This window comes from Streptomyces cirratus (assembly GCF_014650775.1).
In the GTDB taxonomy this organism is placed as follows: domain Bacteria; phylum Actinomycetota; class Actinomycetes; order Streptomycetales; family Streptomycetaceae; genus Streptomyces; species Streptomyces cirratus.
Map to the genome: position 1 here is coordinate 1 of NZ_BMVP01000031.1, position 19,872 is coordinate 19,872.

17 protein-coding genes are annotated in these 19,872 nt (G+C 72.1%); 11 read left to right on the forward strand and 6 right to left on the reverse strand.

The window, feature by feature from the left end; genetic code table 11:
* Both IE207_RS32505 and IE207_RS32510 read right to left on the reverse strand, forming a co-directional pair.
* On the reverse strand, positions 1-3,039 hold a 3,039-nt coding region (locus IE207_RS32505), incomplete at its 3' end, for a type I polyketide synthase (RefSeq protein ID WP_190187926.1).
* Positions 3,040-3,118: 79 nt separating this feature from the next.
* Positions 3,119-4,330 (reverse strand): cytochrome P450, encoded by a 1,212-nt coding sequence (locus tag IE207_RS32510; RefSeq protein WP_190187927.1) that lies wholly within the window; start codon positions 4,328-4,330, stop codon positions 3,119-3,121.
* 284 nt (positions 4,331-4,614) lie between these two features.
* Here IE207_RS32510 and IE207_RS32515 point away from each other — a divergent pair, with 284 nt between their 5' ends.
* The 10 genes from IE207_RS32515 to IE207_RS32560 all read left to right on the forward strand — a co-directional run bounded on the left by IE207_RS32515 (position 4,615) and on the right by IE207_RS32560 (position 14,732).
* The gene (locus IE207_RS32515; protein ID WP_268250223.1) at positions 4,615-5,841 is read left to right on the forward strand and encodes a macrolide family glycosyltransferase; all 1,227 of its coding nucleotides are present in this window, start codon (positions 4,615-4,617) and stop codon (positions 5,839-5,841) included.
* Positions 5,842-5,919: 78 nt separating this feature from the next.
* On the forward strand, positions 5,920-7,215 hold the full coding sequence (locus IE207_RS32520; RefSeq protein ID WP_190187929.1) for a cytochrome P450: 1,296 nt from the start codon (positions 5,920-5,922) through the stop codon (positions 7,213-7,215).
* A 59-nt stretch (positions 7,216-7,274) separates the two neighbouring features.
* Positions 7,275-7,721, forward strand: coding sequence for a sugar 3,4-ketoisomerase (locus IE207_RS32525; RefSeq protein ID WP_190187930.1), 447 nt, complete (start codon positions 7,275-7,277; stop codon positions 7,719-7,721).
* Positions 7,718-8,857 carry a DegT/DnrJ/EryC1/StrS family aminotransferase gene (locus IE207_RS32530; RefSeq protein WP_190187931.1) on the forward strand — a complete coding sequence of 380 codons (1,140 nt, stop codon included), beginning with the start codon at positions 7,718-7,720 and terminating at the stop codon, positions 8,855-8,857. The genes IE207_RS32525 and IE207_RS32530 overlap by 4 nt, the downstream gene beginning before the upstream one ends.
* The gene (rfbA, locus tag IE207_RS32535; protein ID WP_190187932.1) at positions 8,850-9,833 is read left to right on the forward strand and encodes a glucose-1-phosphate thymidylyltransferase RfbA; all 984 of its coding nucleotides are present in this window, start codon (positions 8,850-8,852) and stop codon (positions 9,831-9,833) included. Before IE207_RS32530 ends, rfbA begins: the two co-directional genes overlap by 8 nt.
* Positions 9,834-9,884: 51 nt before the next feature.
* On the forward strand, positions 9,885-10,916 hold the full coding sequence (gene rfbB, locus IE207_RS32540) for a dTDP-glucose 4,6-dehydratase (protein ID WP_190187933.1): 1,032 nt from the start codon (positions 9,885-9,887) through the stop codon (positions 10,914-10,916).
* Positions 10,903-11,493 (forward strand): dTDP-4-dehydrorhamnose 3,5-epimerase family protein, encoded by a 591-nt coding sequence (locus IE207_RS32545; protein ID WP_190187934.1) that lies wholly within the window; start codon positions 10,903-10,905, stop codon positions 11,491-11,493. The genes rfbB and IE207_RS32545 overlap by 14 nt, the downstream gene beginning before the upstream one ends.
* Positions 11,490-12,266, forward strand: a complete 777-nt coding sequence (locus IE207_RS32550; protein ID WP_308433705.1) for a thioesterase II family protein — start codon at positions 11,490-11,492, stop codon at positions 12,264-12,266. Before IE207_RS32545 ends, IE207_RS32550 begins: the two co-directional genes overlap by 4 nt.
* Positions 12,256-13,680 carry an NDP-hexose 2,3-dehydratase family protein gene (locus IE207_RS32555; protein WP_190187935.1) on the forward strand — a complete coding sequence of 475 codons (1,425 nt, stop codon included), beginning with the start codon at positions 12,256-12,258 and terminating at the stop codon, positions 13,678-13,680. The genes IE207_RS32550 and IE207_RS32555 overlap by 11 nt, the downstream gene beginning before the upstream one ends.
* Positions 13,681-13,691: 11 nt before the next feature.
* A complete protein-coding gene (locus tag IE207_RS32560) occupies positions 13,692-14,732 on the forward strand; it encodes a Gfo/Idh/MocA family protein (protein WP_190187936.1) in 1,041 nt (346 codons plus the stop codon).
* A 10-nt stretch (positions 14,733-14,742) separates the two neighbouring features.
* Here the strand turns inward: IE207_RS32560 and abc-f are convergent, their stop codons facing one another.
* The 4 genes from abc-f to IE207_RS32580 form a co-directional block, all read right to left on the reverse strand.
* Positions 14,743-16,380: a ribosomal protection-like ABC-F family protein gene (gene abc-f / locus IE207_RS32565; protein WP_190187942.1), complete on the reverse strand. Its 1,638-nt coding sequence runs from the start codon at positions 16,378-16,380 to the stop codon at positions 14,743-14,745.
* Positions 16,381-16,524: 144 nt separating this feature from the next.
* Positions 16,525-16,821 (reverse strand): antibiotic biosynthesis monooxygenase family protein, encoded by a 297-nt coding sequence (locus IE207_RS32570; protein WP_190187937.1) that lies wholly within the window; start codon positions 16,819-16,821, stop codon positions 16,525-16,527.
* 56 nt (positions 16,822-16,877) lie between these two features.
* Positions 16,878-17,846, reverse strand: a complete 969-nt coding sequence (locus IE207_RS32575) for an aromatase/cyclase (RefSeq protein WP_190187938.1) — start codon at positions 17,844-17,846, stop codon at positions 16,878-16,880.
* 103 nt (positions 17,847-17,949) lie between these two features.
* Positions 17,950-18,771, reverse strand: coding sequence for an AfsR/SARP family transcriptional regulator (locus IE207_RS32580; RefSeq protein ID WP_190187939.1), 822 nt, complete (start codon positions 18,769-18,771; stop codon positions 17,950-17,952).
* A gap of 307 nt (positions 18,772-19,078) precedes the next feature.
* Between IE207_RS32580 and IE207_RS32585 the strand changes: the two genes are divergently transcribed.
* Positions 19,079-19,872, forward strand: a 794-nt coding sequence (locus tag IE207_RS32585; RefSeq protein WP_190187940.1) for an alcohol dehydrogenase catalytic domain-containing protein, incomplete at its 3' end; no start/stop codon positions are given.

Here is a 19,872-nt window from a genome sequence, read left to right on the forward strand (position 1 = left end):
CAAACCCTCCGGCGAACTCACCCCACCCGGAAAACGGCACGCCATCCCCACGATCGCCAGGGCGTCCCCGTCCTCCACCGACTGCCGCTCGTGACGCTGCTCGGGAGCGGCGGCGGGCGCGCTGCCGGCTTCGGCGGCGGCCGCGTCCCGGATCAGGCGGGCCACGGCGAGCGGGGTCGGGGCGTCGTAGATGAGGGTGGTGGGCAGGCGCAGTCCGGTCGCGGCCCGGAGCCGGTTGCGCAGCTCGATTCCCTGGACGGACTCGAAGCCCTGCTCCTTGAAGGTGTGCTCGGTGGTGACGGATTCGGCGCTGGGGTAGCCGAGCACCCCGGCTGCGTGGACGCGCACCAGGTCCAGGACGTAATCCAGTTGCTCGTCGGCGGACCGGCCGCGCAGCTCGCGGCTGAGCAGGGTCTCGGCGGTGTCGGCGGCGGGCGTGGCCGGCTGTTCGTCGCAGGCGTCGGAGGTGAGCCAGTGGCGGGTGCGCTGGAAGGCGTACGTCGGCAGATCCGCGAGTTGGGCACCCGTGCCCTCGAAGAGCACGGGCCAGTCGATGTCGACGCCGCGTACGAAGAGCTCGGCGGCGGAAGTCAGCACGCGCTCCAGGCCGCCGTCATCGCGGCGCAGCGAGCCGACGGCCAGGACGTCGACGCCCGCCACCTCTGCGGTCTCCTGGATCCCGATCGTCAGCACCGGGTGGGCGCTGGACTCGACGAACGTGCCGAAGCCGTCGGCGAGCAGCGTGCGGAGGGTCTCCTCGAAGCGGACGGGCTGACGCAGGTTCCGGTACCAGTAGGCGGCGTCCAGGACCGGCTCCGACAGCAGCCCGCCCGTGACCGTCGAGTAGAACGGAACCGTCGGACGCTGCGGCCGGATCGGTCCCAGCACCTCCAGCAGCTCGGCTTCGATCCGCTCGACGTGCGCCGAGTGCGAGGCGTAGTCGACGGGCACCTGGCGGGCCCGGATGTCCTCCGCCTGGGCGGCGGCGACGAACTCCACAATGGCATCCGCATCACCCGCCACCACCGTGCTGGACGGCCCGTTGACGGCGGCGACACCCAGCCGCCCGGCCCACCCCGCAAGCCGGGCCTCCACCTCCGCCACCGGCAGCGGAATCGACGCCATACCGCCCAGCCCCGCCAACTCCCGCCCGATCACCGCCGCACGAAGCGCCACCACCCGGGCCGCATCCTCCAGCGACAGCGCGCCGGAGACAGCAGCGGCGGCAATCTCGCCCTGCGAGTGACCGACCACCGCGTCCGGGACGACACCCAGCGACCGCCACAGTGCGGCCAGGGACACCATCACCGCCCACGTCACCGGCTGGACCACATCCACCCGCTCCAGCGAACGTCCCTCGCGGACCACCTCCACCACGTCGAAGTCCACGAACGGCGCCAGCGCATCCGCGCACTCCCGCAGCCGAGCCGCGAACACCGGCGAGGACTCGACAAGTTCCGCACCCATCCCGACCCACTGCGTCCCCTGCCCCGGGAACACCAGCACCCGACGACCGGTCTCACCGGCCACCCCGTGGACGGCGGACCGCTCCAGCCGGGTGAGGAATTCCTGCCGGTCGGCCGCCAGGACCACCGCGCGGTGGCCGAAGGTCGTGCGCGCGGCGGCGAGGGTCCAGGCCACGTCGGCAAGTTCCAGCTCCGGGCCGTGCTCGACGCGTGCACTGAGCCGTGCGGCCTGGTCGCGCAGGCCTTCGGCGGTGCGGCCGGAGACGACGAAGGGCAGTACGGGCAGGCGCCGGCCGGGCACGGCGGAGGTTTCTGCCGTCGGGGCCTGTTCGAGGACGAGGTGGGCGTTGGTGCCGCCCATGCCGAAGGAGGAGACGCCGGCGAGGCGGCGCCGCCCGGGTTCCTCGGTCCACGGTTCCAGCTCGGTCTGGACGCTCAGGTTCAGCTCGTCGAGCGGGATGTCCGGGTGGGCGCTGGTGTAGTTCAGGCTGGGCGGGAGTTCGCCTTCGCGGACGGCGAGCACGGCCTTGAGGAGGCCGACGAGTCCGGCAGCGCCTTCAAGGTGGCCGACGTTGGTCTTGGCGGAGCCCACGGCGAGGGGCGACCCGGCGCGGGCCGTGCCGAGGACGGCGCCGAGGGCCGCGGCTTCGACGGGGTCGCCGGCGCGGGTTCCGGTGCCGTGGAGTTCCACGAAGCGGACGTCGCCGGGGCGGACGCCGGCCCGTTCGTACGCTTCGCGGAGCACCGCTTCCTGGGCGGCCCGGTCGGGGGTGGTCAGGCTCGGGCCGCCGCCGTCGTTGTTGACGGCGCCGCCCTTGATGACGGCGTGCACGGGGTCGCCGTCGGCGAGGGCGCGGCGCAGTGGCTTGAGTACCACGGCGGCTCCGCCCTCGCCGCGTACGTAGCCGTTGGCGCGGGCGTCGAAGGTGTGGCAGCGGCCGTCGGGGGAGAGCGCCCCCATGCTCTCCATGAGGGAGGTGCTCTCGTCGGCCAGGATGAGGTTGACGCCGCCCACGACGGCGAGTTCCGTCTCGCCCCGGCGCAGGCTTTCGCAGGCGAGGTGCACGGCGACGAGCGAGGAGGACTGGGCGGTGTCGACGGCCATGCTGGGGCCGCGCAGTCCGAGGAGGTAGGAGAGTCGGTTGGCGGCCATGGCGCGGTACCGGCCGGCCGCGCTGTAGCCGCCGGCGGGGACCTCGGTGCGCTGGGCGAGGGTGGCGTAGTCGTCGGAGGCGATGGCGACGTAGACGCCGGTGCGGGTGCCGGAGAGCCGGGCGGGGACGATGCCCGCGTGCTCCAGGGCCTCCCAGCCGAGTTCGAGTACGAGTCGTTGCTGGGGGTCGGTGGCGGCCGCCTGGGCCGCGCCCATCGCGAAGAATTCGGCGTCGAATTCGCCGTGCCCGTCCAGGGCCGCGCGCCAGGTGCCGTCTTTCTGCCGGGTGACGGAGTGGCGGCCCGTGCGGAGCAGTTGCCAGAATTCCGACGGGTTTGCCGCTCCGGGCAGTCGGCAGGACATCCCCACGACGGCTATGTCGTTTTCACCCACGTGCTGCTCACCGGTCTTGGGGGTCATTGGTTCTCCATGGCCAGGGACGAGACGAAATGCGAGGAATTCGCGAGAGCGGGAAGGCCCGGGCGCGCCGCGGGCGTGGTCACCAGGTGACGGGGAGTTCCACCGGTCCTCGGACGAGCATTCCCTCGTGCCAGGCGAGTTCGTCGGCGGGTACGGCGAGGCGCAGTCCGGGCAGGCGGGTGACGAGGGCTTCGAGGGCGCACTGGAGTTCGGCGCGGGCCAGTGGTGCGCCGAGGCAGTAGTGGGGGCCCTGGCCGAAGGCGATGTGCGGGTTGTGCGTGCGGTCGAGGACGACGTCGCCGGCGTTCTCGAAGACGCTCTCGTCGCGGTTCGCGGAGGCCAGGGAGTAGACGACGGCTTCGCCGGCGCGGATGGTGACGCCGCCGATCTCCACGTCTTCGGTGGCGATGCGGGTGGGGCCGACGCTGGCCCACAGGGGGACGACGCGCAGGAGTTCCTCGACGGCCGTGGGGACGAGTTCGGGCCGGGCGCGCAGTTCCTCGTAGCGGCTGCGGTCGCGCAGCAGGAGGGCGACGTGGCCGGCGAGCTGTCCGGCGGTGGTTTCGTGTCCGCCGATGAGCATGCCGCCGACGAGCATGAGCAGTTCGTTCCCGCTGAGCTGTTCGCCTTCGTCGTGGGCTTCGATGAGGGCGCTGAGCAGGTCGTCCTGGGGGTGGGCGCGGCGTTCGGCGACGTATCCGCGCAGGTAGTCGGCGTACTGCTCGGCGGCTTCGGCTACTTCCTGTTCGGTGTAGCGGCTGCTGGACATGAGGGCTTCGGTGAAGGCGCGGAAGACGTGCCGGTCCTCGTTGGGGATGCCGAGCATTTCGCAGATGACGGCGGTGGGCAGCGGCAGGGCGAGGCGCTGGACGAGGTCGGCGGGGCCGCCTTCGGCGATGAGTCCGTCGATGAGCCCGTGGGTTATCTCGGTGATGCGGGGCCGCAGTTCGGCGACGCGGCGGGCGGTGAAGGCGCGGGAGACCAGGCGGCGCAGGCGGGCGTGGCTCTCGGGGGGCATGCCCATGAGGCCGACGGAGTCGAGGCCGCGGGGGGCGGCTCGGGGGACGTCGCGGTCGGCGCCGGCGTGCATGCTCAGGCGCGGGTCGGCGGAGGCCTTCTTGATGTCGGCGTGGCGGGTGAGGAGCCAGGCTTCGCCGCCGTAGGGCATGCGGACCCGGGCCACGGGGTCGCCGGCCCGCAGTTCGGCGTAGGCCGGGTCGAGTTCGAGGTCGACGCGGTCACCGAAGGGGTACGTGCGGACGGATCCGGCGGCGGCATGAGGGCAGGTCATGGCTGAATCTCCTCTGTACGCGGACCTTAGCCACCCAACAACAGTGCTCCGTCGTCCCCGTGAGGATGAATTGGATTATGTCAACTCGGTGCCGATCGCCCTGGGCATTCGAGTGCCGGTCGAGTTGAATTCCATGTCGATTTGAGAAGACCGGCGCAGGGTCGGGACACGAGGTTGAGCCGTCGGACACTGTGTCAAGTCCGTACTTGCGCCGTCCGACCGGTCCCCGTAATTTCCCTTGCATCGACAAGCCATATCCATTTTTGCTTCGAAAGGCTGGCTCGATGGCGCATATCGCCTTCTTTATTCTCCCTGCGGCGGGTCATGTGAATCCGACGCTGTCCGTGGCGCGGGAGCTCGTCGCGCGCGGCCACCGGGTCAGCTACGCCCTGTCGGAGAACTACGCCGAGCGGGTGCTGGCGACGGGCGCGGAGTTCGTCCCGTACCCGATGGACCAGGACCGGTTCCTGGCCACGATGGTGCCGCAGCAGGACTCGGCCGCGTACACGGACCAGCAGGAGTTCGTGAACATGATGAAGTGGATGCTGGAGCTGACGCGGCAGACGCTTCCGGGGTTCGAGGCGCACTTCGAGGACGCGCGGCCCGATGTGTTCGTGTGCGATCCGTCCTCGTTCTGGAGCGGGCACATCCTCGCGGCGAAGTGGGGCGTCCCCGTCATCCGCAGTACGCCGACGTACGTGGCGAACGAGCACTGGTCGCTGCACCCGCCGGTGGACACGGCCGAGGAGCAGCAGGAGGACCCGGAGACGGGCGAGCTGTTCGGGGTCATCGCGGAGCTGCTGGCCGAGCACGGTGTGGACAAGAGCATCGGCGCGTTCGCGGACGAGGTCCACTCGGGGCCCGCGCTGGTGTACCTGCCGCGGGCGTTCCAGTACGCGGGGGACACGTTCGGCGAGGAGGTCGGCTTCGTCGGCCCCTGTACGAGCGCGAACAGTTTCCACGGCGCGTGGGAGGCCCCGGCCACGGGCCGGCCGCTGGCGCTGATCAGTCTGGGCACGCTGTACAACAAGCAGCCCGCTTTCTTCCGCGCGTGCGTCGAGGCGTTCGCGGACCTCGCCTGGGACGTGGTGATCGCGCACGCCGGCGGGGTGGATCCCGCGGAGCTGGGTGAGGTTCCGGAGCACGTGCGGGTGCATGACTTCGTTCCGCAGGGCGAGGTGCTGCGGCACGCCACTTTGATGATCAACCACGGCGGTACGAGCACGGTGCTCCAGGCCGTCTCCGAGGGTGTGCCGGTGATCTGCGTTCCGCAGATGGCCGAGCTGCACGCGACCGCGACGCGGGTGGAGCAGCTCGGTGTGGGCGCCAAGATCCTGCGCAAGGACATCTCTCCGGAGCTGATCCGCGAGACCGTCCTGGCGGTCGCCGGTGACGGGAAGGTGCGCGACGCGGTGGCGCGGCTGCGCCACGAGATCGAGTCGGCGGGCGGTCCCGCGGCCGCCGCGGACGCGATCGAGCGGCTGGTGGTTCCCGTTCCCGCCGGCGCCTGACCCACGTCCGCCCCTCCTCCCCTCCCTCCCCTCCCCTCCTCCCCCCACTTCTGCCGTACCAGAGCTGAGGAAGCCGACATGACGACACAGACCACGGACCTCGCCGCCCAGGACGAGGCGGCCTTGGAAGCGGCCGCCTCGGACGGGGCGGCCCAGGACGGGGCGCCGGCCGCCGAGGCGCCGCACCCGCTGGCCCAGCCCGAGGGCGCGAACGCCGAACAGCTGCTGGAGTGGTTCGCGCGCGCCCGCGCCGAGGCGCCCGTCTTCTACGACTCGACGCGCTTCGCGTGGCAGGTCTTCTCGTACGAGGACTACAACACCGTCTCCACGAACCCGCAGATATTCTCCTCGGACTTCTCCCCCGTCTTCCCCGTCCCGGAGGAGCTGGCGCTCCTGATGGGCCCGGGCACCTTCGGCGGCATCGACCCGCCCAAGCACGGCCCGCTGCGCCGGCTGGTCAGCCAGGCGTTCACGCCGCGCCGGATGGCCGCGCTGGAGCCCCGGATCGAGGAGATCACCCGGGAGCTGCTCGCGGGCCTGGACGGGCGGACGGACATCGACGCGGTCACGGACCTCGCGTACCCGCTGCCGGTGACGGTGATCGCGGAGCTGCTGGGGGTGCCGGCGGCGGACCAGGACCTGTTCCGCGAGTGGGTCGACGTCATCCTCAACAACGAGGGGATGGAGTACCCGAACCTCCCGGACGACTTCGCGGAGACGATGGGTCCGGCCATCAAGGAGTGGGCCGCGTACCTGTACGCGAAGATCGCCGAGAAGCGGGCGGAGCCGACCGACGACCTGATGAGCGGGCTCATCGAGTCCGAGGTCGAGGGGCGGCGGCTCACGGACGAGGAGATCGTCAACATCGTGGCGCTGCTGCTGACGGCGGGCCATATCTCCAGCGCGACGCTGCTGGCCAACCTGCTCATCGTCCTGGACCGGCACCCCGAGGCGCAGGCCGAGCTGCGGGCCGACCGCTCGCTGATCCCGGGCGCCGTCGAGGAGACGCTGCGTTTCCGCGGCCCGTTCAACAACATCTTCCGGCTGCTGACGCAGGACACCGACATCCTGGGCGTGCCGATGAAGGCCGGTCAGATGGTGACGGCGTGGAGCGCCTCGGCGAACCGTGACGGCGCTCAGTTCCCGGACCCGGACACCTTCGACATCCGGCGGTCCGCGAACAAGCACATGGCGTTCGGACACGGCATCCACCACTGCCTGGGCGCGTTCCTGGCGCGGATCGAGGCCAAGGTCTTCCTGAACCTGTTCTTCGACACGTTCTCCGCGTTCTCGGTCGCCCATGACCGGGCGGAGTTCTACGAGGCCGACGAGCTGACCGCCCGCCACCTGCCGGTCTCCGTCGTCCGCGGCTGAGGCGTCCGCGCCCAGGAACCCGACCGGGTCCGGACCAGGCAACGAGGGAGCGCGATCGCATGGCCGTGGGCATCACCACAGAAGCGAAGGTGGGCAGGGTCAAACCCTGTGCCTTCATCGACTTGGAGCAGCACAACGACGAGCGGGGCAACCTGTCGGTCGTCGAGTCCGAATGGACGGCGGGCTTCCCCATCCGGCGGGTGTACTACCTGCACGACCCGGATCCGGGTTCCTCGCGGGGCGGTCACGCGCACCGCGCGCTGGAGCAGCTGATCATCGCCGTGCACGGCAGTTTCACCATCACCGTGGACGACGGTGAGCGGCGGGCGCGGTACCGGCTGGACGACGCCGGCCGGGGCCTGTACGTCGGCCCCATGGTGTGGCGGGACCTCAGCGACTTCTCCGAGGGCGCGGTCGCCCTGGTCCTGGCCTCGCTGCACTACGACGAGGCGGACTACTACCGCGACTACGAGGAGTTCCTGGCCGACGCGAGGAGGCCGAGGTGACGTCGACCGCGGTGACGGCGCAGGCGCACGTCCCCTTCCACGACCTGCGGGACCTGCACGCGCTGGACGGGGTGCAGGAGGAACTCGACGCGGCGGTGCTGCGGGTGACCCGCTCCGGCCGGTACCTGCTGGGCACGGAACTGGCCTGCTTCGAGGAGGAGTTCGCCCGGTACTGCGAGAACGCGCACTGCGTGGGTCTGGGCAGCGGCCTGGACGCCCTGGAGCTGACGCTGCGGGCGCTGGGGGTCGGGGAGGGCGACGAGGTCGTCGTCCCCGGGCACACCTTCATCGCGACGTGGCTCGCGGTGTCCGCCACCGGTGCCCGCCCGGTGCCGGTGGAGCCGGAGCCGGACTCGTTCCTGATCGACCCCGAGCGGCTGGAAGCCGCGATCACCCCGCGCACCAAGGCGGTCATGCCGGTGCACACGTACGGGCACCCGGTGGACCTGGACGCGATCGACGCCGTGACCGCGCCCCGGGGCATCCCGGTCGTGGAGGACGCGGCGCAGTCGCACGGGGCCCGCTACCGGGGCCGGCGCATCGGTTCCCGTTACGCGGCGGCGTTCAGCTTCTACCCGGGCAAGAACCTGGGCGCGCTGGGCGACGGCGGCGCCGTGGTCACCGCCGACCGGGAGCTGGCGGAGCGGATCCGGCTGCTGCGCAACTACGGCTCGCGCGAGAAGTACCGGCACGAGGCGCGCGGCACCAACTCCCGCCTGGACGAGATCCAGGCGGCGGCGCTGCGCGTGAAGCTGCCCCGGCTGGACGCCTGGAACGCCCGCCGGGACGCGGTGGCCGCCCGGTACTCAGAGGGCCTCGCCGGCCTGCCGGGGGTCACCGTTCCGGCCGTCCGTTCCTGGGCGGAGCCGGTCTGGCACCAGTACGTACTGCGCACGCCGCACCGCGACCGGCTGCGGCGGGCGCTGACCGGAGCCGGGGTGGAGAGCCTGGTCCACTACCCGGTCGCCGTCCACCGGTCGGACGCCTACGCGGGCACCGTCGCCGGCGCGCTGCCCCACTCCGAGCGTCTGGCCGCCGAGGTGCTGAGCCTGCCCATGGGGCCGCAGCTGACCGCGAAGGACGTAGAGACCGTCATCACGGCGGTCCGTGACGCCACGGAGAACAGCCATGATTGAGGTTCCGTCCCTTCCCTCCCTCCCCTCCCTCCCGGCCGTGTCGACGCTGGGCGGCAACGGACCGCGCCGTCCGCTCAAGGGCATCATCCTGGCCGGCGGGAGCGGCACCCGGCTGCGGCCGCTGACCGGGACGCTGTCCAAGCAGCTCCTGCCGGTGTACGACAAGCCGATGATCTACTACCCGTTGTCGGTGCTGATGCTGGCCGGCATCCGGGACATCCAGATCATCTCGGCCAAGAACCACCTGGACATGTTCCGGGCCCTGCTGGGCGACGGCTCCCAGCTCGGCCTCGACCTGAACTACGCGGAGCAGGACGAGCCGCGCGGTATCGCGGAGGCCTTCCTCATCGGCGAAGAGCACATAGGCGACAGCCCGGTGGCGCTGATCCTGGGGGACAACGTCTTCCACGGCCCCGGTTTCTCCTCGCTCATCTCGCAGGCCGCGCGGCGCCTGGACGGCTGTGAACTGTTCGGCTACCCCGTCCAGGACCCGCAGCGTTACGGGGTCGGCGAGGTGGACTCCGAAGGGCGGCTGCTGTCGCTGGTGGAGAAGCCGGTCAAGCCGCGCTCCAACCTGGCGGTCACCGGCCTGTACCTGTACGACAACGACGTGGTGGAGATCGCCCGCGGGCTGACCCCGTCGGCGCGCGGCGAGCTGGAGATCACCGACGTCAACCGGGTCTACCTCGCTCAGGGCCGGGCCCGTCTCAACGAGCTCGGCCGCGGCTTCGCCTGGCTGGACATGGGCACGCACGACTCCCTCCTCCAGGCCGGCCAGTACGTGCAGCTGCTGGAGCAGCGCCAGGGCGAGCGGATCGCGTGCGTCGAGGAGATCGCCCTGCGGATGGGGTTCATCAGCCACGAGCAGTGCTTCGCGCTGGGCCGCGAACTCGGCGACTCCAGCTACGGCAACTACGTGCGCCAGCTCGCCGGGCGGGCCGCGGCGGGAAAGGGGGCCGACTCCCCCGCCGCCTGAGCGCCCCCTCCCCCACCGCTCCATCCCCGTTCGCGGAAAGGCCTCTTCCCCATGCGTGTCCTGGTGACCGGAGGTGCGGGCTTCATCGGCTCCCACTTCGTCAGAGAGCTGCTGGCCGGGTCCTACCCGGACCTCGGCGAGGGCGAGGTGGTGGTGCTGGACGCCCTCACCTACGCCGGAAACCTCGCCAGTCTCGCCCCGGTGGCCGACCACCCACGGCTGCGGTTCGTCCACGGCGACATCTGCGACGCCGCCCTGGTCGCCGAGCTGATGGCGGGTACCGCCGTGGTGGTGCACTTCGCCGCCGAGTCGCATGTCGACCGATCGATCGCCGACGCCTCCGAGTTCGTACGGACCAACGTGCTCGGTACGCAGACGCTGCTCCAGGCCGCGGTCACCGCCGGTGTGGGCCGCTTCGTGCACGTCTCCACCGACGAGGTGTACGGGTCGATCGAGACGGGGTCGTGGCCGGAGGAGCACCCGCTGGCACCCAACTCCCCGTACGCGGCCTCCAAGGCCGCCTCCGACCTCCTCGCGCTGGCCTTCCACCGCACGCACGGGCTGGAGGTGTGCGTGACGCGCTGCTCCAACAACTACGGCCCGTACCAGTTCCCCGAGAAGGCCATCCCGCTGTTCACCACCAACCTGATCGACGGACTCGACGTCCCGCTGTACGGGGACGGCGGCAACAGCCGCGACTGGCTGCACGTGGACGACCACTGCCGCGGCATCGCGCTGGTGGCGGTCAAGGGCCGGCCCGGCGAGGTGTACAACATCGGCGGGGGCACCGAACTGACCAACCTAGAGCTGACGCAGCGGCTGCTGGAGCTGTGCGGGCGCGACGCCGGCGCGGTGCGGCGGGTCGCGGACCGGGCCGCGCACGACCGCCGGTACTCGGTGGACATCACGAAGATCACCGCGGAGCTCGGGTACGCACCGCGCGTCCCGTTCGCCGGCGGGCTGGCCGGCACGGTGGCCTGGTACCGGGACAACCGGGCCTGGTGGGAGCCGCTGAAAGCACGCGCCGCGCTGCCCGCGGCGGCGCCCGGAGAGCGGCGGGCGGGCTCCCATGCGCATCGATGAGACCGTCCTGCCCGGCGCCTACCGGATCGTGCCCGACCGGATCGAGGACGAGCGCGGCCACTTCTACGAGGCCGCCCGCCACAGCCTGCTGACCAGCGAGACCGGAATGGAGTTCACGGTCCGGCAGGTCAACAACTCCGTCTCGCGGCGCGGCACGCTGCGCGGCGTGCACTGCAACGACGTGCCGCCGGACGCGAGCAAGCTCGTCACCTGCGTGCGCGGTTCGATCCTGGACTTCATGGTCGACCTGCGCGTCGGCTCGCCGTCCTTCGGCCGGCACGTCATGACCCGGCTGGACCCCGCCGACGGCATCGCCCTGTACCTGCCCGGCGGCATCGGCCACGCCTTCCTCGCCCTGGAGGACGGCGCCTGCGTGAACTACCTGCTCTCCGCCGAGTACGTACCCGGCGCCATGGTCGACGTCGACGCCCTGGACCCCGAACTCGCCCTGCCGTGGGGGCTGACCGGGCCTCCCGTCCGCTCCGCCAAGGACGCGGCGGCGCCCTCGCTCGCCGAGGCCGTGGCGTCCGGCCGGCTGCCCCGCTACACGCCCCCCGAGGAGCTGAACCGACCGTGACCCTGCCCACCGCCACGCGCGCCCCGGCCGTCACCCGCGACGCGTGGCTGCGCCGCTTCCGCCCCCTGGACACCGCGGCCGTACGGCTGGTGTGCTTCCCGCACGCGGGCGGCTCGGCCAGCTCCTACCTCCGCTTCGCCACCGCCCTCGCGCCCGGCGGGATCGAGGTGCTGGCCGTGCAGTACCCGGGCCGCCAGGAGCGTCGCTCCGAACCCTTCGCGCGGAGCGTGGAGGAGCTGGTCGAGGCGCTGCTGCCGGAGCTGCGGCAGTGGACCGGCCGGCCGTTCGCCCTGTTCGGGCACAGCCTGGGCGCCACGCTCGCGTACGAGACCGCCCGGCGGCTGGCCGCGTACGGCGAAGCGCCCGTGCACCTGTTCCTGTCGGGGCGCCGGGCGCCGACGGTGCCGCGCCGGGACACCGGGCACCTGCTGGACGACGCCGGGCTGATCGACATGATCTCCCGGCTCCAGGGCACCGACCCGGCGCTGCTCCAGGACGAGGAGCTGCTGCGCATGGTGCTCCCGGCGATCCGCAGCGACTACGAGATGGCGGGCGCGTACGTCCACCGGCCGGGGGCGGCGCTGCGGATGCCGGTCACGGTCCTGACCGGCGACAGCGACCCGAACGTCGGCGTCCAGGACGCACAGCGCTGGTCGGAGGTGGCGGCCGGGGACTTCCGCCTGTGGGTGATGCCCGGCGGGCACTTCTTCCTCAACGACCGTACGCAATCCGTCTGCACCATCATCGAGGAGGCGCTGGAGCATGCTCACTGACACGGCGGCCCGGGCCGCCGACCGCGTGGACACCGCACGCCGCCTGCTCGTCTCGGCCCGTACGCCCGACAGTGCGGCCATGCCGGTCGGGCAGGTTCCGTCGTGGCTGGCGGAGCGGGCCCGCGCGGGCGAGTTCCGGGTCACGCGGGTGCCGTTCGCGCAGCTGCGCGGCTGGTACTTCGAGGAGGGGACGGGGGACCTGCGGCACGAGTCGGGCCGCTTCTTCGCCGTCGAAGGGCTCCACGTACACGCCGACGCCCTGCCCGCCGGGGGCTGGAGGCAGCCGATCATCGTGCAGCCGGAGGTGGGTCTGCTGGGCATCGTCGCCCGGGAGATCGACGGCGTGCTGCACTTCCTGATGCAGGCCAAGATGGAGCCCGGCAACATCAACACGCTCCAGCTCTCGCCGACCGTCCAGGCCACGCGCAGCAACTTCACGGGCGTGCACAAGGGCCGCCCCATTCCCCACCTGGACCTGTTCCTGCGCCGGGGGCGGGCCCGGGTGCTGGTGGACGTGCTCCAGTCCGAGCAGGCCGACTGGTTCCTCGCCAAACGCAACCGCAACATGATCATCGAGGTGGACGAGGAGATCGAGACGGGGCCCGAGTTCCGCTGGCTGACCTTCGGCCAGCTGCTGCGGCTGCTGCACCTGGACAACGTCCTCAACATGGACACCCGCTCCATCCTCGCCTGCCTGCCCACGGCCGGCGCCGCTGACGGCACGGCCGCCGACCCGGTGCTGCGCTCCTTCCACGACCCGTCGGCCGCCTCCCGGCACACCATGCCGGAGATCCTCAGCTGGCTCACCGGCATCCGGGCGCTGCGCGAACTGGTCCAGCGCCGGATCCCGCTCGCCGCGGTCGCCGAGGACGGCTGGCGGCGCACCGGCGAGGAGATCGGCCACGACAGCGGCCGCCGCTTCCGCGTCATCGGGGCCGACATCCGCGCCAGCAACCGGGAGGTGGCGTCCTGGTCGCAGCCGCTGATCCAGCCGCAGGTGCCGGGGCTGATGGCGCTGGTCGTCAAGCGGATCGGCGGCACCCTGCACGCGCTGGTGCAGGCCCGTGTCGACGTCGGCCACCTCAATGTCGCCGAACTCGCCCCGACCGTCCACTGCCGTCCCGCCGACCACACCGGCCCGGGCAGGCAACCCTTCCCGCCGTTCCTCGCGGACGTCCTGGCCGCCCCCGCCGACCGGGTCCGCTACGACGCCGTGCAGTCCGAGGAGGGCGGCCGCTTCTACCACGCCGAGAACCGGTACGTGATCGTCGAGGCGCCCGAAGGGTTCACCGAGGACGTGCCCGACGACTACGCCTGGCTGACGTTCGCCCAGCTCACGGAGTTGCTGGCGTACGGCAACCAGCTCAACGTCGAACTGCGCACCCTGGTGGTCTGCGCCCATACGCTGTACTGAGGGACACGCCCATGCAGACGCCCGCGCCGGCCCCCGTGCAGACCTGCCTCCCGGCCCCCGCGCCGGCCCCCGTGCGCCTCGGCGTCCTCGGCTGCGGTGACATCGCCGCCCGCCGGACGCTGCCCGCGCTGCTGCGGACCCCGCAGCTCACCCTGGCCGGCGTCGCCGCGCGCGACCCCGCGCGGGCCGCAGCCTTCGCGCAGCGGTTCGGCGGGACACCCGCCGCCTCCTACGAGGCGCTGCTGGAGCGCCCGGACGTCGAGGCCGTGTACCTGTGCCTGCCGACGATGCTGCACGCGCGGTGGGCCGGGCGGGCGCTGCGCGCGGGCAAGCACGTGCTCGTCGAGAAGCCGCTGGCCACCAACGGGGCGGACGCCGAGCGGCTGTTCCGGCTCGCCGGGGAGCGTTCGCTGGTGTTGCTGGAGAACTTCATGTTCCTCCACCACGCCACCCAGCGGACGGTGTCCGGGCTGCTGGCGGCCGGCACGCTCGGCACGGTCCGCACCGTGTCGGCGGCGTTCACCATCCCGCCCCGCCCGGACGGCGACACCCGCCACGACCCCGAGGTCGGCGGCGGCGCGCTGCTCGACAACGGCGTGTACCCGCTGCGGGCCGCCCTGCGCTTCCTCGGCGTGGACCTGTCCGTCGCCGGGGCCGTCCTTCGCCACAGCGAGCGGTACGGCGTGGACCTCTCGGGCTCCGTGCTGCTGGCCGCGCCCGACGGGGCCGCGGCGCACGTCCGGTTCGGGATGGAGCACCACTACCGGTCCTGGTACGAGATCCAGGGCAGCGCGGGCACCCTGTCCGTCGAGCACGTGTACACGACGGCCCCCGACCACGCGCCGGTCGTCCGCCTCGCCGTCGGCACGGACCACACCGAGGTGCGCGTCCCCGCCGAGGACCACTTCGAGGCCGTGCTGCGGTACTTCGCCGCCGCCGTGCGGGATCCGTCGCGCGCCGCGCCGGGCCTGCCGCTGCTCGGTGAGGAGTCGCGGCGGCAGGCCGCCCTGCTGGACTCGATCCGCGGGGCGGCCCGGCGCGTCGCGGTGTGACGCCCGCGCGTCACCCCGCGAACGGCGCTCCGTCGCGCAGCTCCAGGTGCGTCCCCTTGAAACCGCGCCGCATCCGCCGGTCGTGCGTGACGGTGACCACCGCGCCCGTGTACTGCGCGAGGGCCTCCTCCAGCTCCTCCACCAGCAGTGGCGACAGGTGGTTGGTGGGCTCGTCCAGCAGCAGCAGGTCCACCGGCCGGGTCACCAGACGGGCCACGTCGATGCGGCGGCGCTGGCCCACCGACAGCGAGCCGACGGGCAGCTCCAGCTCGGACGCGCGGAACAGGCCGAGCGCCAGGAGCTGTTCGGCGTACTCGTCGGGGTGGCCGGGCCGTCCCTCGGCGAACTCGGCGAGCACCGAGCGCCGGGGGTGCTTGGGGGTCTCGTCCTGGCGCAGCCAGCCGGTGTGCGCGGCCAGGCGCACGGTGCCGCGGTCGGGGGTCAGGTCCCCGGCGAGCACCCGCAGCAGGGTGCTCTTGCCCGCGCCGTTGGGCCCGGTGACCAGGAGCCGTTCGCCGGGTGCGATGGCCAGCGCGTCGATCCGCAGCCGGCCGGCGACCTCGACGCCGGAGATTTCGGTCAGGGGGCCGTCCGGTCCGGCGGGGGCCTCCTCGCCGCCGACGGCGAGGGAGGCGGTGAAGCGCAGCGGCTCGGGCGGGGCGGGGACGGGGTTCTCCCGCAGCCTGCGCAGCCGTTCGTTGGCGTTGCGGGCCTTGCCGGAGGTGGCCGTGGAGGAGGACCTGGCGCGGTGGTGCTCGGAGCCGCTGAACGCCCAGGGGCCCTTGGAGGCGATCGATGCGAGCATCCGGCCGGCGTTCTCGGCGAGCTTCTCCTGGCGGGCGATCTCCTGGAGGTGGTCCTCGTACTCCTGCTCCCAGCGGGCGCGGGCGGCGGCCTTGGCCGTCAGGTAGCCCTGGTAGCCGTTGCCGTAGCGGTTGACGGTGCGCCGGTCCGGGTCGACTTCCAAGATGGCGGAGGTGACGGCTTCGAGGAAGGCGCGGTCGTGGGTGATGACGACGACGGTGCCCCGGTGCTCGCGCAGCCGCTTCTCCAGCCAGTCGACGGCCTGGTCGTCGAGGTCGTTCGTCGGCTCGTCGAGCAGCAGCAGTTCGGGGGCGGCGGCCAGGGTCGCGGCCAGTGCCAGGCGCGAACGCTCCCCTCCGGAGAGGGTGTCGACGGCCCGGGCCCGGTCGAGGCCGGGCAGGCCCAGGCCGTGCAGGGCGGCGTCGGCGCGCGCGTCCGCCTCGTAGCCGCCGCGCGCCTCGAACTCGGCGAGCAGGTCACCGTAGGTCTCGAGGAGCCGGGGGTCGTCGTCGACGAGCGCGTCCTCCGCCTCGTGCAGCTTGCGCTCGACCTCCCTCAGGTCGGCGAACGCCCGGTCCAGTACGTCCTTGACGGTGGCGCCCGCGGGCAGTTCCAGACGCTGGGGCAGGTAGCCGATCCCGCCGGGTGCGGTGACGGTCACGTCACCGTTGTCGGCGCTCTCGACGCCGGCGATGAGCCGCAGCAGCGTCGACTTGCCCGAACCGTTGTCCCCGATGACGCCGGCCTTCTCGCCCGGCTTGACCGTCAGCGAGACCCGGTCCAGCACCACGTGGTCGTCGTAGCGTTTGGTGACCTCGTCCAGCGAGAGCTGGGAATGAGCCAGGGACGCGGTGGGTGAGGACATTCGCATAGACATGCTCCTGGTCGTGCGGGTCGGTCCACGATCGACCCTGTCCCGGGCCGCTTGAGCCGTGCTGGACCGGCGCTGGAGGACTCGTACGGCCGGTGCGGGGCGACGGCGGGCGGCTCAGGCGACGGCCGCCCCGCCCGCGACCGCCTCGTACAGGCCCGGTTCGGGCGCGGCCAGTTCGGCGAGTTCCTCGCTCAGCTTGCGGTAGCCGTCCGCGGCGACGGCGGCCCGGTGCGCGTCGGCGTCCTTCCAGACGGACAGTTCGACGAACACGTCCGCGGCGCCGACGAGGCGTAGCGTCTGGTGGCTGACGCAGCCGGGCTGGGCGCTGAGGAAGCGCGTGAGACGGGTCCTGGCCGCGAGGAAGCGGCCGAGGTCGCCGTGGACGCTGAGCTTGTTGACGAAGGTCACCATGGTGGTCGCTCCTGTCGGGAGTCCGGCGCGCTGCGCGCGCCCGGTTGGGGGGTGGGTCATCTCCCCGGGGTGAGGACGCGGACGGCGGATTCCGCGTAGCGGCGGGCACGGTGCAAGGTGGCGGTGCTCGCGGCGCCCAGGGTGCTGCGTACGTGGTCGCGGGCTTGGGCGAGGTCGACGCCGGGTCCGAGGAGCCCTTCGACGTCCTCCTCGCGCAGGACGACGCTGTGGCGGGCGACGGCGGTCAGCCCGGTCTCGTCGGGGACCAGCGACCATTCGCCGGTGTGCGCGGCCAGCGGCAGGGGGCTGCGCGTCTCCTTGAAGACGATCCGCCCGGCGTGCGGGAAGCAGACCCGAACGGATTCGGCGGTGTGGGTGCGGCCGTCCGCCGCGCGGGTGTCCAGGCTCAGCAGTTGCACGCCGGTGCGGTCCTCGCGGACGTCGGCGCGGGTGACGTCGGGCAGGTGTGCGGGCCAGTCCTCGGCCCCGTAGAGGAACTCGTAGACGAGTTCGGCGGGGCCGTGGACGCGCACGGAGTCCTCGAAGATGAGCAGGAGGTCGTCCAGTCGCGTCCAGCGCTCGGCGGTCTCCTTGAGCCGGGCCAGTTGCGCGCCGCTGTTGGCGTCGGTGGCCCGGACGATCCAGTCGGCGTCGGCCTCGTTGTCGTCCGCGACGGTGAAGTGGTGCAGCAGGGTCAGCCGGGAGAGCGCCGGGCCCCGCTCCTCCACGGCCCAGCGGCCGCCCATGGAGGTCGCGGGCGGCGCCGGGACCTCCTGGTGGAAGTCGATGGTCCGGGCGGCGCTGTCCAGGGACCGGCGGGAGATCCAGGACGTGACGGTGCCGCCCGCGGTGGCCCACATGCCGAAGCGGTCGTGGGTCCCGTCGAAGTCCAGCCGCTCGACGTGGATGCTCGGCGGGATGAACAGCGGCCACTGGGTGGTGTCCGCGAGCAGCGCGTAGACCACTCCCGCGGGCGCCGCCACGTCCACCACGTACGACGTGCGACGCACACGCTCACCTGACATCGGCTCACACCTCTCTCGACCCCCGGCCTCCGACCATCGCGTCAGGTGCCGGAGAGCCGGTCGACGGTGCCTCGAACCGCGGTCGGGCGCCGGCTCGCCAGGCCTACGCGGCGAAGAGGTCGAAGGTGGAGGAGCGGCGCGGGCCGGCGATGACGTCGAGGGCGGGGTCGACGGTCAGCATCGCCTGGTGCAGGCGCTGGAGCTGCGGGCTCGGTTCGACGCCGAGCTCCTCGACGAGGCGGGCGCGCAGCCGGCGGTACACGTCGAGGGCGGTGGCCTGGCGTCCGGAGCGGTAGAGGGCGACCATCGCCTGGGAGTGCAGGCCCTCGTGCTGCGGGTGACGGGCGATCAGCCCGGTCAGTTCGACGATGAGTTCGGCGTGCCGGCCGAGGCGCAGGTCGACGTCGATGCGCCGTTCCAGGGTGACGAGCCGGCTCTCCTCCAGCCGCAGCACCTCGATCCCGAGGACGGGCCCCACGTGTACGTCGACCAGCGCCGGGCCCTGCCACAGGGCGAGCGCCTCGCGCAGCCGGGCCGAGGCGCCCGCGTCGTCACCGGCGTCGAAGGCCTGCTGGCCGGCGCGCACGAGGCTCTCGTACGTGTGGACGTCGACGGCCTCGGGGGCGATCTGGAGCAGGTATCCGCCGTGCCGGGTGGCGATGACGTCCTTGGCGCCGGTGCCGGCGCCGGGGCCCATGGCCGTGCCCAGGCGCCGGCGCAGCTGGAGGATGTAGGTCTGCAGGGTGGTCAGGGCGCTCTGCGGGAGTTCCGTCCGCCAGAGCTCCTCCATGAGGGTGGGTACGGGGACCACCCGTCCCGGATACAGGGAAAGGAGCGCCAGGATCTGGCGCGGTTTTCCGGCCGTCGGAACGATCGAGCCCCCGTTGACCTCCGCACTCAACGGACCCAGAACCTGAATCTTCACGGTTTCCTCCGCACCTGGTCGCATTCCGTCGATTTTCGGCCTTGGTAGTCGACGGTAGCGAAGCGTGGGGCCTCTTCACCGAATGGTCCAGCACCTTTCCAGGGATTCTCGACCGGGTCCAGGGAAAGCGATCACACCCGTTTCGACCTGCGGGATCATCGAGTTTCCCACCCCGCGGGGAACCGGCCGCCGGGCATGTCAATTCTTCCGCCGTTTTTCTCAGGGTTGTGAAAAGTGGTGGGCGACAGGTCCGGAAACGCCCCTACCCTGTCCGGAACCGTCCCCTCTATTTCGTAAGGGAATTCACGTGGACGAGATCGTCAATGCCCTGCTCTCCGAGGACGCGGCGCCGGCCGACTTCGCCGCGCTCGCGCTGCCGGATTCGTACCGCGGGAACGTCGTGCGCCGGGACGAGACGGACATGTTCGAGGGGATGGCCTCGGCGGACAAGGATCCGCGCAAGTCGCTGCGCCTGCAGGACGTCCCGACGCCGGAGCCGGGCCCCGGCGAGGCGTTGGTGGCGGTCATGGCGAGCGCCGTCAACTACAACACCGTGTGGTCCTCGATCTTCGAGCCCTTGCCGACGTTCGGGTTCCTGGAGCGCTACGGGCGCCTGTCGGAGCTGACCCGGCGCCATGACCTGCCCTATCACGTACTGGGTTCGGACCTGGCGGGTGTGGTGCTGCGCACCGGGCCGGGCGTCAACCGGTGGAGGGCGGGAGACCGGGTGGTGGCGCACTGCCTGTCGGTGGAGCTGGAGTCCGCGGACGGGCACGGCGACACGATGCTCGACCCCGAGCAGCGGATCTGGGGTTTCGAGACGAACTTCGGCGGTCTGGCGGAGCTGGCGCTGGTGAAGTCGAACCAGCTGATGCCCAAGCCGGAGCACCTGACGTGGGAGGAGGCCGCCTCGCCGGGTCTGGTGAACTCCACCGCCTACCGCCAGCTGGTCTCCCGCAACGGCGCCGGGATGAAGCAGGGCGACAACGTCCTGATCTGGGGCGCCAGCGGCGGCCTCGGCTCCTACGCCACCCAGCTGGCGCTGGCCGGCGGCGCCAACCCCATCTGCGTCGTCTCCTCCCCCGAGAAGGCCGACATCTG